This window comes from Sphingobium sp. BS19 (assembly GCF_027925545.1).
Taxonomy (GTDB): domain Bacteria; phylum Pseudomonadota; class Alphaproteobacteria; order Sphingomonadales; family Sphingomonadaceae; genus Sphingobium.
On the sequence record NZ_BSEF01000009.1, the window covers coordinates 59,095 to 72,875 of the forward strand.

Here is a 13,781-nt window from a genome sequence, read left to right on the forward strand (position 1 = left end):
AATCGTCTGCTGAGTGTTGACCGCGAATCGGCACGGAAGCGATGCGGCGGCACATCATAATCTCGCTTTTGTCGCACTTGCCCGTCGGCCCGAGGTGTGGTCAAGGCGGATCATGAACGAGCTGCTTCTGTCTTTGGAACTAACAGACACCGCACATGGAACGGTGTTCGATCAATTTTTCGAGGGATATGAACAGGCATTCACTCTTCCGGACGAAACTGAAAATCGTGAAGGGTTCGGCGACTGTCTTGTACTGAATTATGGTAATGAACATAATCGGTTAGTAGCACAATTTGGAGAGTTCCGAGAACTGTGTGTGGTCGCAAACGACCAGCACTCGGGCGAGATGATTGGCGGAGCCAATTTCATTGCGCTCGCTCCTCCATCGGCCGAAGCCCCCGTCACTGCCAACTTGAACTATCTGTATATCTGCCCTTCTGCGCGCGGGCGAGGTGCGCTACGAATTTTCATGCAGTCGCTGTCGGATATGATCGGTTCGCTGTTCAACGCCCTATCTTCCAACAGAGTGGCGATTTTCATCGAACAGAACGATCCCTTCCGCATGACACGTGAAGCCTATGAGAAAGATTCTGCGCATAGCGGCATGGATCAGTTCGCACGGCTAGGAATATGGGCGCGGGTAGGCGCCCTCGTCGTCGATTTCCCCTATATTCAACCACCGCTTTCCCCAGATCAAAAAGCTGACGAGACGCTTGTCTATTCAGTTCTGGGGCTTCCCGGCCCTATCCTCGATCCTGCATTGTTACGCCATCATCTTGCTGGTTTTTTCGGAATATCGGTTCTGAAAGGAAAGGCGCCCGATGGCGCACCGCAAGTCGCCGCCCAGCTTGAGACACTTGATGGCATGGCGGCACGGAGCGAAAATGTAAGGCTTCTCGACCCTCGGGCATTTTTGGCCGGCTTGACCGATCCGAATAAATTGCTTGCAGATATCGAGCGGCCTCAAGACCTGAGGTCGGCATTGGCTGCATCAATCACCTTGTAGTGGGACGAAACGATCTCAGGAAAAGTACAGGATGAAAATGGGTGCTGCTGCGGGGCACCGCTGAAGTAATCCATGCGAAGCAGATTTTCGTCGCGTAAGCGTTTCACGTCGCGATCCGTCCGAGCAAGGTCTTCGAGAGCCTGGCCGATCAGGTGCCGCATTGTCACATGTCCATCCCATTCCGGGTGAGCCAGGGCGTGACCACATCCCGGCTCGTCAATCGAACTGGCAAAGGCGAAATGGAGCGGGTCTCGGTCCGTACCCCAACTTTTAAGCGCCGCCGCAAGCCCGGTGACGACCTTTACAGCGAGCTGGCGCTTGCCGAAAAGGCAGCTTTCCGGGTCGGCAAGATTACCGTGCTCGAAGAAGGGAATGAAGTCCTTCCAAGGTTCCGGTGTCAGCGTCTGCGTGTGGCTGAGCGGGGTGAGTCCATTTGGCGTCGGTAAAAGGACCACAATCGCGACCCAAAGATAGGCAGAATAATATCGGGACGGCAGCGCGTTGCCATCAACTGCAATGTGCCCACGATCCCGGTTCAGACTTTCGACGTCGCCGTCCACGGCGTTGGTGTAGTCGATTTCGGAAATAAACAAGACAGGTCGTTCATTCTGCAATCCGCCCCAGCTCTTGAGCGCTGCAATCGGCAGCGCATTGACCTGCTCGGACGAACGCCCTCCAAGGCTCCCGGATAATCGCAGCCGCCCTTTGACGTTTGCGGGTATCGCCATGCCCAGAAAAGGCATGATTTCAGGACGCTGGGCACCGACAGTGCGGGTGGCGCGTTCCTGCTCCTTTTGCGCATGCAGCAGTTCGGCCAATGCCTCCTTGATCAGCTTGGTCCTGCCGACAAGCTCGATGGAGTTGTTTTCGTCCCCGAAGCCGTATTGTATCACACTATAGCGCGCGTTCCAGTTCCTGCACTCGCAAATCGGAATGCTTGGCCCCCACAGTAACCAGCAGTTGTAGATAAACAACTGGATTTGCCTGAGGTCCCGGTCCACCGCAGCATCCGGTGTATATCCACCTGCATCCACATCCTGATCGAATGACCGGATGATTGGCCCCCAGTTCTCGTCGAATTTCGCATATAGGCCCGTCAGCAGGTGCAACGGCGCAATGAAGCCTGTTTTCACTTCGATAGGGCAAATGAATCTATCGCCTTCGCTTCCCTCATAACCCAACGAGCGAAGACACTCGAAATAGCTCTGGATTTCGTCGATTTTGGCGTTCACCAGCGATGGATTATCGACGTAGATGGTCCAGTCGCCGTGTAGTTTCAACGCCGGGCCGATGTCCCGCCACCATACTCGGCTCCTGTGCAGATAGGCGCGCCAAGTCCGGACGTAGTTGCGCATGGCCACCCACAGGCGAACCGGCAGAAATGCCTCTGACCATGCTTCGCCGCCATCGCGCCAATCCCGCAGCGGTTTCGGGGTCTCGCCAAGCAGTTCGTGCTCAATCAGAATGCGTGTCCGCCGAGACAGCGTGCGCCGGTCCAATGAAAATAGCGCGCCATCGGTTGCAGCAAGGCGCACCATTGTCCTCAGGATCTGCCAAAAGCCCCCGCGCCGCGACATGTGGTGAACCCTGCGAAGCAGCAGAAAACAGCGCACAAACTCCTGCCAGACCAGCCAGAGTGCCAGCACGAAGGCAGCAAGGCCCAACGCGGTCTTCGCCCACTCCTCCCAGTTCTTGTTCCCGGACAGGGCCGCCAGGATTTCGAGCCCATCCTTCAGCCAATCAGGCATGGTCATCGAACAGTTCCCCCCATCATCCCGCCCGGATATCCGAAGGCGCTGGAACCGACTTTCCAGTTTCGGGGTCTTTCGTTGGTTTGCCGCTGCTGAAACGCGCCATCCGGGCCGTATCCGCCGCCCGACTCTCGGCATGGGTGAAATCATCCCACAGAGGATCACCGTCGGCTTTGAGCTTTGCGATCAGCTTGGCGCGATCAGAAGCGCGCTGGGCCATCGCGATTTCCGGCTTGCGCGCCGCGAACCATTCGACCTGTTGCAGCTTGATCCGGTCCCATGGCGGATTCCCGACAACGGCGTCAAAGCCGCCGACACGTTCCGCGCTGCTCCACTTTTCCCAGACTCCGGGAAAGGCGATCTGCCAGTTAAGAAAGCGTTCCTCGGAGATCAGCGCGCGGGCCGATGCCAGGATGCGTTCGGCAGCCGCCAGCAGTTCGTTCGCATCAAAACGCTGTTTCTTCATCCGGTCAGTCATGCCTGCCTTAGCGGCTGCGGATTTCCTTGCGACAGGCTCCTGCCGCCCCAGCATGATCTCCACCGGGTTGCCAAATTGGCCATCCAGCAGCGCGCGCACAGCAGCCTTGTCGACCGGCAGCCTGAGGTTCTGCCAGTCCAGCGCGTGGAGGAACGACACGAAGCTGTCGAGCGGGCCGATCTGCGATTGCACGCCATACCAGGTCGCGGCGGACTGGTGCGCCTCGGCAATTTCGGCGTCGGTCAGCCGCTCGATGATCCCCATCGCCGCCGCCGATGCCTCTGCCTCGCGCAGCGGGCCAATGTGCAGAAGCTCGCCGCCCTGCGCGCCCGCCTTGTCGATAGCATCGCGCACCCAGAGGCCGAACAGGCTGTCGCCCGCACGCAAATGGTGGTCGATGAACGAAAGCGGCGCACCTACCGTGAAAGTGTGCAGCCACAGCGCCACCTTGGCCAGCTCCACCGCCATCGGGTTCTTGTCCACGCCATAGACGCAGCGCTTAAGCACCATGCGGCGCACGATGTGGCGGTCATCAAGCTGGGCCTGGTCGATGGTCCAGCCTGCCGCCTTGGCATTGCGCAAGATGGTGGCGCGAATGTCCTCGATCTTGCGGGCCAGTGGGGACATGTATTCCAGATGCGGCGCGGCCTCCGCCGCCAGTGCCTGCGCTTCGGCCATGGCATCCAGCACATGGTCGGCCAGCGTATCGACCAGCGAGACGAGGAAATGCCCCGATCCCATCGCCGGGTCGCACACGCGCAGTTTGAGGATTTCTTCCGCCGGGTCAGCCGCGTTCAGATCACCGATCTGGTAATCGCGCGAATCCTTCGGGTCGAGCCTGTCCAGCGCGGTACGGAAGCCATCGAGCCGTTCAGCGATCAGTGGTTCCAGCGTCTGATCGAGGATCAGGCCGACCAGTTCATCAGGCGTGTAGTAGCTGCCGCTGTTCTTGCGGGCGAACAGGTTTGGCCGGACGGAGAGTGCGCCGGTATCGGCACGGACAATTTCGAACTCCAGCAACCGTTCGTAGATCGAACCAAGCTGCTGCACCGAAAGGTCGCGGTAATTGATGTAACGCCGTTCCCCGGATGACCGTTCATAGGACAGGGCATCGAGCGCCGGAGCCATGACACTATCAGGAATGCGGATGGAATCGAGCAACGGCGTCCCGTCGCCTGCGAACAGGCCACCGTTGTAGGGCGGGATTCCGACCGAGGCGTCGCCCTTGTCGATGATCCGGGCCAGATCGGCCACGTGCGCCCAAACCTTGCCAGCGGAGGCGGAGAACACGTCGCCTTCGGAAATGCGCTTGCCGACCTCAATACGCTGATGGCGCAGCGCGTAATCGTCATACCGTTTCTCGCCTACCGGCAACAGGTCGCGATCTTCAGCGTAGAGAAGGAACAGCAGGCGATAGAGCAGGACGAGCGAGGCCTGCCGCACATCCTCCAGCGAGGCCTGCGGCGCGGCCCCGGCGATGGCGCTGGCCAGATCGGGGAAGACCTGTTCGAACACCAGCCTGGAAAGGCTGGCCGCAACCCGTTCTTCGTAGAACGCCGCCACCGCCCGCGCGCGTTCATGGAACGAGCGATTGTCCGTGCCGGTCTTGATGAAGGCATCGCGGCAGAACATGACTGCGAAGACGCGCAGCCAATGTTCGCGCGTGGCCTCGTCAGCGAACAGATCATCGCCGCTTTCCAGCGCAAGCACTCGGCTCAGATTGATTTCCAAAAACTCTTCGGAAACCGATCGCGCGCCTGCCCAATAGAGACGCCACTTGGTGCCGTTGGTCAGGATGCCCCAGCGGAGCCGGCCGCTCGTCAGGTCATCAATTCGGCGCAGATAGCGCAACATCTGGGTTGACGGCGCAGTGGCCTCGTCGCGGCCAGAAGCGCGGTCAAGCGGGCGTGCCCAGCGCTTGCTCTCAACTACAGCCAGACCGTGCGCATAGCGCTTCCACTGCTCTTGCTGCGCATTGGCAGCCGCCTTGGCGCCTGCGTCCAGAAACAGGAGGCCGTCGGGCACATCGTCACGCCCGCTGACAGTCAAATTCTGTTGTCGCAAGGACTCCGCCCAGCCCAGCGCACCAAGAACCGGCCAGATGAAGTCGTCCTCCGTCTGGCTCTCGTTGGTCTTGTGACTTTGCGGGAATGCAGCGGCGATCTTCTCCAGCGCAATACGAAGGCCGTCCACCTCTATCGCGAGATATGCTGGATCAGCCTTGATGGCTTCAGCCAGATAATCAGTCGTGAACAGAGAACCGGAAATGAAAAGCGCTGAATCAGACAAGCAGGAACCCCTTTGGAGGCACCTTACTGAGCGGGACGCGTGCCGGGAAGAGCGCCACAGCGTCTTTATCGTGGACCGTCGCCACGGAGTCCTGCCTTCAACACTCGACCTGCTCAAGCACCGCAGGCGCTGCGCATCCTTGGGGAAGTGCGACGCAGGCCGACGAGGTGGAAAGAGCGAATGATGCTGGGCCGAGACTCGCAGTTGGGTACAGTTCAATACACACCGTACGCGACAAATCGCAGGAGTTAAGCATCTGAATATGCTTAATATAATGCCATTTTTTCGACATGGCAGCTTCTCAGTCAAATTTGACTTGCCCTGATTCCAGCGACAGGTTCAAATCGAATTACGTCAAAAATAGCGAATTCCTGCGATTTCCAAACCGGTTGACGTTCATTCAGAACAAACATAGAACAGACTTGCCTTTCGCAGTGCGTGCCAGGCTCCAGATCACTGGAGTTTCCAATGACACGTAATGTTTCGATCCAGACCTACCTGCCCAAGCATGTCGCTGCCTGGGTGCAGGAAGAAGCAACCCGCGCCAAGCAGAGCCGCAGTCAGTGGATAGGCGCTATCGTCACGGACCTGTTTCAAGGGCAGGAGTTCCGGGAGGAAGGCCGGAAGAACGTCGAGCACATCAAGCGGCAGCTGACCTTCATTGCAGTTGCGCTCGATGGCCTGCTTCTCGAACACCCCGACAAGTCCCTTCGCAGCAGGGTGCACGACGCCCACCGGCGAAAGTTGACCCAGGCCGATCCGGAGCAGGGCCAATGATCCGGCGCATTGAATCACCGGCGCGCGATGGCAAGCAGCTTGCACTGCCCTTTGTCATGCCCGCCGCGACGGCAACCGCGCTTCAGCCGATTTCCGTCAGGATCGCGGATGCCATCCGGTTGACCGGCATCCGGCGATCCAAGCTTTATGAATTGATCGCTTCGGGCGACCTGGAGACGATCAAGATCGGGCGTTGCACCTTGGTCCCGGTAGCCAGCCTGCACGCCCTGATCGAGCGTGCGCGGGAAAAGCGATTATGATGCGCTGTGGCCGAATTTGGGGCGCAGGATAGTCGCGCCGTCGCGCAGTTGATCGATGTAGTCGGACCAGTGCTGCATCATGCGCACCCGTTCGTCCCAGTACTGGCCACGGGCGTAAGCGCGGCGGATTGAGTTGCCATCTGTGTGGGCCAGTTGGCGTTCGATGGCATCGGGGTTCCAGATACCCATCTCATTGAGCAAGGTGGCTGCCATGGCGCGAAAGCCATGGCCCGTCATCCGGTCCTTGCTGAAACCGAGCCGACGTAGCGCAGCATTGATCGTGTTGTCCGACATCGGGCGGTCCAGAGCGCGCAATGACGGAAACAGGAAGGCGCTGTAGCTGGCATCGTGTTCGATTTCGCCGATGATCGTCAAGGCCTGCCGTGACAGCGGCACAGCATGAGGGCGGCGCATTTTCATCTTGTGGTCGGGGATCGTCCAAACCGCCTTGTCGCAATCGAACTCGCCCCATTCCGCCCAGCGCAGTTCGCCGGGGCGGACGAACAAGTGAGGCAGCAGCCGGAGCGCAATCCGCGTCAGGTCGTTGCCCTCGTAATCCTCGATAGCGCGAAGCAGTCCGCCCGCTTCCGTTGGGGTCGTGATCGCAGCGCGGTGACTGGTGCGAGGGGTGACCAGCGCGCCGCGTAGGTCAGAGCAGATGTCCCGTTCAGCGCGGGTCGTTGCAATGGCATAGCGGAACACCTGACTGCACGTGCTGCGGATGCGGTTAGCGGTGTCGTACCGCTTCGAGGCTTCGATCTTCTTGAGGACAAGCAGTAGTTCGTGGGCCGTGATTTCGGAGATCGGTCTCCTGCCCAAGGCCGGGTAGGTTTGCGCCAGCAGCCAGCGCGCCTTCTTGAGGGTAATAGCGGCTAGCCCTTCCTTCTCGATCTTTTCCAGCCATTCTTCCGCTACGGCTTGAAACGTATTGGTGGCAGCGATGGATTTGGCGATCTTTTCCAGCTTTGCCTGTTCCAGCGGATCAAGGCCTTTGGCGAGTTGGCGACGTGCTTCGATCAGCATCTCGCGCGCATCCCCCAGCAGAATCTCAGGCCAGCGCCCGAACGACAATGTCCGTTGCTGTCCGCCGAAGCGGTAGTTCATCCGCCAGTATCGAATGCCGGTGGTTTTCACGAGCAAGTACAGGCCGTCGCGATCCGACAGCTTGTAATCCTTATCTCTGGGTCTCGCGTGCTTCACCGCGTTTGCGGTCAGGCCCGTCTTGCGTTTCGCACTGTCCGACATTGATGGACCTCCGAATCCATGTTCGGGGTCCGATCCATCATCCGTACCATCATTGTACCCGGATGCAGGTGGAACCGTCCGAACCGATGCGGGCAATAATACCAGAAAAAGTGCTGGAAAACAGCCGTTTAATGGACGTTGCCGGACGTCTTCAAACGGAGAAATGGAGGCCCGAGCCGGAATCGAACCGGCGTGCAAGGATTTGCAGTCCTCTGCGTAACCACTCCGCCATCGGGCCAAACCGTTGTCGTGGGGAGGACGCCAATGCGCAGCCTATGAAGCAAAGTCAAGTATAACGCATCAGTCGCTGCCGCTGGCGGCGGCTAAAGCGCCAAACTGGGCGGAAAAATCTCTGTTGCAATCGCGTAATGGTGCTTGGCCTCAAGCGGCATGTGAATTAGAGGTTTGCTAAGTCATTTACTGTATTGCGTTACCAATACAGTTGTGCCAATTGGAGACCTGTGGTGACTAAACCGAATTTCGCCTCGATGCGCGCCGCGATGGTGGAAAGCCAACTTCGCACCAGCGATGTCAGCGATGCGCGCGTAATCGCGGCTATGGCGCTTGTCCCGCGTGAGACTTTCGTCCCGGCGGATCGGCAGGCAATGGCTTATATCGACCGCCCTATTCCTTTGGCAAACGGGCGGAGCTTGAACCCTCCGCTGGCCACGGGGCGATTGCTGACGGAAGCGGCGATCAAGGCAGGCGACAAGGTGCTGCTGATCGGGGCGGCGACCGGCTATACGGCGGCGGTGCTTGCATCGATGGGCGCTAATGTGATGGCAGTGGATGGCGCGGATCTGTTGCCGGACGATCAAACCCTTTCTGGCGTAACCTTGGCCCCCGGATCGCTGGTGGCGGGATCGCCTGCGGGCGCGCCTTACGATGTGATCATCGTAGATGGCGCAGTTGAGGACATTCCCGACGCACTCGTTGAACAACTGGCGGATGGGGGTCGTATGACCGCAGGGCTTGCCGACCGCGGCGTTACGCGGCTTGCGACAGGGCGCAAGAGCGGCAATGCCTTTGGCCTTACGAATATTGCGGACATAGAAATGGTATCGTTGCCGGGCTTTGCCCGACCGAAAACATTCGTTTTTTAAGAGGGCACTGCATTTGAAAAGTCTGTCCATCGCCGTCCGGCGCTTTGCGTTGCTTGGAACAACGGCCGTTTTGGCTTCGGCGGCTTCGGTCTATCCAGCGGCTGCGGAAACGCTGCAGACGGCGCTGCTCAAGGCGTATCAAAGCAACCCGACGCTGACGGGCGCGCGGGCAGGTCAGCGCGCCACGGATGAAAATGTGCCGATCCAGAAGGCAGCGGGACGCCCTAATCTGCAGGCTAGCGGATCGTATACCGAGAGCATCCTGAAGCCTACGATCAGCTTCACCTCGCCCCAGCGCACGGCAAACGCCCAAGCGCAGTTGAGTGTTCCGATCTATTCGGGCGGAGCAGTCAAGAACGGTGTGCGTGGCGCCAAAACGCGTGTGGAGGCCGGTCGGGCTAACCTTCGTGCGACGGAAGCGTCGGTTTTCTCGCAAGTCGTAGCGGCTTACATGGATGTCATTCGCGACCAGGCCATTGTTTCGCTCAATCGCGCCAATGTTGGCGTTCTGGATGTCAATTTGCAGGCGACGAACGATCGCTTTGAAGTCGGCGATTTGACGCGCACTGACATTGCTCAATCGCAATCTCGCCTTGCCCTGGCGCGCAGCGATTTACAGACGGCGGAAGCCAATCTCATTCGTTCGCGGGAAAATTATATCGCGCTGGTTGGCGACGTTCCGGACAATCTGGAAACGCCACCGCCTTTGCCCAACTTGCCGCAAAGCCCCGATCTGGCAGTGCAGGTGGCCGTTGCCGACAATCCCGACATTCTGGCTGCAAAGAAAACACGAGAAGCAGCGGTGTATGACGTGAAAGTCGCTCGCGCCGCCGCGAAGCCGACCGTCTCGGTATTTACTCAGGGCGGCTATACCAATTATCTCGATACGCTTGGCGACCGGGCGTCATCGCAGATCAACGAAACGGCGTCTGCAGGCGTGCAATTAAACCTGCCTCTATATCAGGGCGGTCGTCCAGCGGCACAGGTTCGCCAAAGCCAAGCATTCGAATCGCAATCTATCGAGCGCGAGATCGAAACGGAGCGCAGTGTAATTGCCCAGGCGCGTGCTGCTTACGCAAGTTGGCAGGCGTCGCTACAGACGATCGTGTCCAGCCAATCTGCGGTCGATGCGACCTCGCTATCGCTGGAAGGCGTAAGGGCGGAAAATTCGGTCGGCAGTCGTACTATTCTCGACATTCTGAATGCGGAACAGGAAGCTTTGAATGCTCGTGTCCAGTTGGTGTCTGCGCGGCGCAATGCCTACGTTGCCGGCTTCACTTTGCTGGCGGCTATGGGCCATGCCGAAGCGGACGATTTGGGTCTTGAGGCAGGCGTTTTGTATGATCCTGTGCAAAATTATGATCGCGTGAAGAACAAGCTGCTCGACTGGGGCGGCGATCCCCGTCCGCAGCCCGTGGCGACACGCACCGTTGACACGCCTGCACAAAACGCCATGGTAGCGCCTGACGCAGCAAAATGATGGTTAACGCCTCGCGCTGCTGCCAGGTACGAACAGGGTAATTGAGGGGCGACGACAATGGGGGACATGACCAAAGAACCCTCGATGGAAGAGATACTGTCTTCCATCAAGCGCATCATTGCCGAAGAAGGCGATGAAGCCGCCCGTGCATCTGCGCCGCGCACATTGCGTCGTGGTCGCAATTCGCCCGCAGTTGAAGAAGATGCAGAGCCGACAACCGTGCTTCACAACGCACAAGTTGACGAGGTTCTGGAACTGACCGAAGCGTTCGATTCGCCTGAAAGCATTGCCCCCGTCGAGGACGCGCATGAGGGTGCCTCGAACATTCCGGAGCCACAAGAGATGGCTAAGCCTGAAGTGAAAGCGTCACCTGCGACTGAACCGTCCGATCCCGCGGCGATGCTCTCGGTCGAAAGCGAAATAGCGGCGCGTCATTCGCTGTCTACCCTGTCTGCAATGCTGGTGAAGCCGCAGGCCGGCGGAGACAACACGCTGGAAGCGCTTGTTCGGGAGCTGCTGCGCCCCATGATGAAGCAGTGGCTCGACACGAATCTTCCCGGACTTGTCGAGGCGATGGTCGCGAAAGAAATCGCGCGGATCACCGGCCGCGAAATTTAACCGGCGGCGCGCCAAGGCGGGTTGAGCGTCTACTTCGGCTTTGACGGTTGCGTTCCAAACGTTAAAGGCAGTCGCATGACCGACCTGCCGAAAAACTTCGATCCCGCCGCCATAGAATCCCGCTGGTACAGCCATTGGGAAGACAAAGGCCTGTTCCGTCCTGAGCGTCCCGACGCGCAGCCTTTCACCATCGTGAACCCTCCGCCCAATGTGACGGGCAGCCTGCATATCGGGCACGCGCTGGACAATACGTTGCAGGATATCGTGGTCCGCTATGAACGGCTCCGCGGCAAGGATGCCTTGTGGGTAGTCGGTACCGACCATGCGGGTATTGCTACGCAAATGGTCGTCGAGCGGCAGATGAACCAGCGCCAGCAGAAGCGCACCGACTTTACGCGCGAAGAGTTCATCGCGAAGGTTTGGGAGTGGAAGGAAGAAAGCGGCGGTGAAATCACGCGCCAGCTCCGCCGTCTTGGCTGTTCGATGGACTGGGCGAACGAGCGTTTCACCATGGACGAAGGCTTTTCAAAGGCCGTCATCAAGGTGTTCGTGGAGTTGTATAATCGCGGTCTGCTATATCGCGACAAGCGGCTGGTGAACTGGGATCCGGGCCTCAAGACGGCCATCTCCGACCTTGAAGTTGAGACTCGCGAGATCAACGGTAAATTCTGGCATTTCCGCTACCCCCTGGCGGATGGGTCGGGGCACATCTCCGTCGCGACTACGCGCCCGGAAACGATGCTGGCGGACATGGCCGTTGCGGTAAATCCCACGGATGAACGCTATGCTGCGCTCGTGGGTACGATGGTCAAGTTGCCGATCACGGGGCGCCTTATCCCCATTGTCGCGGATGAACATGCCGATCCCGAACTGGGCAGCGGCGCCGTGAAGATAACCCCCGGACATGATTTCAACGACTTCGAAGTCGGCAAGCGGGCCGGGTTCAAGGCGGCTGAGATGCTGAACATGCTGGATGCCGATGCCAAGGTGGTCCAAGTCGCCGATGGCCTCATCCCTGCTGAATATCTGGGTCTGGACCGGTTCGACGCGCGCAAAGCGGTGGTCGATGCCATCGATGCGCTGGGCCTTCTGGACAAGATCGAAGATCGCGTCATCCAGACGCCTTATGGCGACCGCTCCGGCGTCGTCATAGAGCCTTGGCTAACCGATCAATGGTATGTCGATGCGGAAACGCTGGCCAAGCCTGCTATCGAAGCGGTGAAGTCGGGCGCTATCGAGATCGTGCCGAAAACATGGGAAAAGACCTATTTCAACTGGATGGATAACATCCAGCCCTGGTGTGTGTCCCGCCAGTTGTGGTGGGGGCATCAGATACCTGCGTGGTTCGATGACGAAGGCAAGGCCTATGTCGCGGAAGATGAGGCCGCTGCGCAGGCATTGGCAGGAAACAAGCCGCTGACTCGCGATCCCGATGTGCTCGACACATGGTTTTCTTCCGCGCTTTGGCCATTCGGGACGCTTGGCTGGCCGGAGGAAACACAGCAGGTATCGCGTCACTATCCAAACGATCTGCTCATTTCCGGGTTCGACATTTTGTTCTTCTGGGATGCACGCATGGCGATGCAGGGCATCGAGTTCATGGGCGATGTGCCTTGGAAGAAGCTCTATTTGCACGGCCTCGTCCGCGCTGCCGATGGCAGCAAGATGTCGAAGTCGAAAGGCAACACGGTCGATCCGCTTGGCCTGATCGACCAATATGGTGCGGACGCCTTGCGCTTTTTCATGGCAGCGATGGAAAGTCAGGGCCGCGACATCAAAATGGATGAGAAGCGCGTCGAGGGCTATCGCAATTTCGCGACGAAGCTTTGGAATGCAGCGCGTTTCCTGCAATCGAACGGTATTGGAGCATCAGAGGCGCTGGGCGCGCCGGATGCGACGCTGCCGGTCAATCGCTGGATCGTTGCGGAAACCATCGCAACCGTACAGGCGCTTGACTTGGCCATGGCTGACCTACGCTTCGATGCGGCGGCCAACACGATCTATCACTTCGTATGGGATCGCTTCTGCGACTGGTATCTCGAACTGATCAAAGGCCAGATCAACGACGAGACCAAGGCCGTCGCGGGTTGGGTGTTCGACCAGATACTTGTGATGCTGCACCCCTTCATGCCGTTCATCACCGAAGAACTTTGGCACGCAATGGGGCAGCGCGATGCTGACCTGATCGTCGCGCAATGGCCGCAGGTCGATGCGCAAGCCATCGATCCAGAAGCAAGTGCAGAGATCGACTGGCTGATCCGGCTGGTTCAGGCGATCCGGACAGGGCGCACCGAACTCAACGTGCCGCCGGGCGCGAAGATGCAAGCCATCGTCCGGGATGCGTCCGAAGCAACCAAGGCACGCCTGGCGCGCCAGCACGCTTCGTTGTCGCGTATGGCGCGGATCGAGAGCATCACGCATGGCGACCCCAGCGAAGCTGGCGCTGCACAGATTGTGGTGGACGAGGCGACGTATATTCTGCCCCTGGATGGCGTCATCGATATTGCAGCAGAAAAAGCGCGCTTGACCAAAGCCATGGAAGCTGCCGCCAAGGAACGCGATGCGCTTGCCGGTCGCCTTGGCAATGCCAGCTTCGTAGATCGTGCGAAGCCGGAGGCAGTGGAAAAAGCCCGTGCAGACCATGCGGAAAAATCCGCCGAAGCTGAGAGATTGGCTGCAGCTCTGGCGCGACTGGGCTGAGCGGTGGACAGTGAGCCTGCCGCGTCGGTCCCCCCGCGGGGTGCGGCAGATCTTACCTCTGGTCCTATCAGCCG

General features: G+C 59.1%; 10 protein-coding genes and 1 tRNA gene. 7 read left to right on the top strand and 4 right to left on the bottom strand.

What is annotated here, in order from left to right:
* The first annotated feature begins 112 nt into the window (after positions 1–112).
* Positions 113–1,006: a hypothetical protein gene (locus tag QMG56_RS11920; RefSeq protein ID WP_281822731.1), complete on the top strand. Its 894-nt coding sequence runs from the start codon at positions 113–115 to the stop codon at positions 1,004–1,006.
* Here the strand turns inward: QMG56_RS11920 and QMG56_RS11925 are convergent.
* Both QMG56_RS11925 and QMG56_RS11930 read right to left on the bottom strand, forming a co-directional pair.
* The gene (locus QMG56_RS11925; RefSeq protein WP_281822732.1) at positions 964–2,670 is read right to left on the bottom strand and encodes a hypothetical protein; all 1,707 of its coding nucleotides are present in this window, start codon (positions 2,668–2,670) and stop codon (positions 964–966) included. The two genes, QMG56_RS11920 and QMG56_RS11925, sit on opposite strands and share 43 nt — an antisense overlap.
* Positions 2,671–2,776: 106 nt before the next feature.
* On the bottom strand, positions 2,777–5,524 hold the full coding sequence (locus QMG56_RS11930; protein WP_281822733.1) for an Eco57I restriction-modification methylase domain-containing protein: 2,748 nt from the start codon (positions 5,522–5,524) through the stop codon (positions 2,777–2,779).
* 468 nt (positions 5,525–5,992) lie between these two features.
* Between QMG56_RS11930 and QMG56_RS11935 the strand changes: the two genes are divergently transcribed.
* Together QMG56_RS11935 and QMG56_RS11940 are read left to right on the top strand one after the other, a co-directional pair.
* Positions 5,993–6,301 (top strand): hypothetical protein, encoded by a 309-nt coding sequence (locus tag QMG56_RS11935; RefSeq protein WP_281822734.1) that lies wholly within the window; start codon positions 5,993–5,995, stop codon positions 6,299–6,301.
* Positions 6,298–6,561: a helix-turn-helix domain-containing protein gene (locus QMG56_RS11940; protein ID WP_309298557.1), complete on the top strand. Its 264-nt coding sequence runs from the start codon at positions 6,298–6,300 to the stop codon at positions 6,559–6,561. The genes QMG56_RS11935 and QMG56_RS11940 overlap by 4 nt, the downstream gene beginning before the upstream one ends.
* Here QMG56_RS11940 and QMG56_RS11945 read toward each other — a convergent pair.
* Both QMG56_RS11945 and QMG56_RS11950 read right to left on the bottom strand, forming a co-directional pair.
* On the bottom strand, positions 6,556–7,806 hold the full coding sequence (locus tag QMG56_RS11945; RefSeq protein WP_281822735.1) for an integrase arm-type DNA-binding domain-containing protein: 1,251 nt from the start codon (positions 7,804–7,806) through the stop codon (positions 6,556–6,558). The two genes, QMG56_RS11940 and QMG56_RS11945, sit on opposite strands and share 6 nt — an antisense overlap.
* Before the next feature lie 164 nt (positions 7,807–7,970).
* Positions 7,971–8,044: transfer RNA gene (locus QMG56_RS11950), tRNA-Cys, on the bottom strand.
* A 226-nt stretch (positions 8,045–8,270) separates the two neighbouring features.
* On the opposite strand from QMG56_RS11950, the gene QMG56_RS11955 reads away from it, so the two are divergent.
* From QMG56_RS11955 to QMG56_RS11970, 4 genes are all read left to right on the top strand, one after another.
* Positions 8,271–8,909, top strand: a complete 639-nt coding sequence (locus tag QMG56_RS11955; protein WP_281822736.1) for a protein-L-isoaspartate O-methyltransferase — start codon at positions 8,271–8,273, stop codon at positions 8,907–8,909.
* 49 nt (positions 8,910–8,958) lie between these two features.
* Positions 8,959–10,389 (top strand): TolC family outer membrane protein, encoded by a 1,431-nt coding sequence (locus QMG56_RS11960; RefSeq protein ID WP_230188420.1) that lies wholly within the window; start codon positions 8,959–8,961, stop codon positions 10,387–10,389.
* A 57-nt stretch (positions 10,390–10,446) separates the two neighbouring features.
* Positions 10,447–11,007 carry a DUF2497 domain-containing protein gene (locus QMG56_RS11965; RefSeq protein ID WP_281822737.1) on the top strand — a complete coding sequence of 187 codons (561 nt, stop codon included), beginning with the start codon at positions 10,447–10,449 and terminating at the stop codon, positions 11,005–11,007.
* Positions 11,008–11,082: 75 nt separating this feature from the next.
* Entirely contained in the window at positions 11,083–13,707 is a 2,625-nt protein-coding gene (locus tag QMG56_RS11970; protein WP_281822738.1) for a valine--tRNA ligase, read from the top strand.
* The last annotated feature ends 74 nt before the right edge of the window (positions 13,708–13,781 follow it).

What these genes read in the sequence shown, in the direction of transcription:
- QMG56_RS11940 (WP_309298557.1), top strand. Translation starts at nt 6,298, where the DNA reads ATGATCCGGCGCATTGAATCACCGGCGCGCGATGGCAAGCAGCTTGCA.
- QMG56_RS11935 (WP_281822734.1), top strand. Translation starts at nt 5,993, where the DNA reads ATGACACGTAATGTTTCGATCCAGACCTACCTGCCCAAGCATGTCGCT.
- QMG56_RS11945 (WP_281822735.1), bottom strand. Translation starts at nt 7,806, where the DNA reads ATGTCGGACAGTGCGAAACGCAAGACGGGCCTGACCGCAAACGCGGTG.
- QMG56_RS11970 (WP_281822738.1), top strand. Translation starts at nt 11,083, where the DNA reads ATGACCGACCTGCCGAAAAACTTCGATCCCGCCGCCATAGAATCCCGC.
- QMG56_RS11920 (WP_281822731.1), top strand. Translation starts at nt 113, where the DNA reads ATGAACGAGCTGCTTCTGTCTTTGGAACTAACAGACACCGCACATGGA.
- QMG56_RS11965 (WP_281822737.1), top strand. Translation starts at nt 10,447, where the DNA reads ATGGGGGACATGACCAAAGAACCCTCGATGGAAGAGATACTGTCTTCC.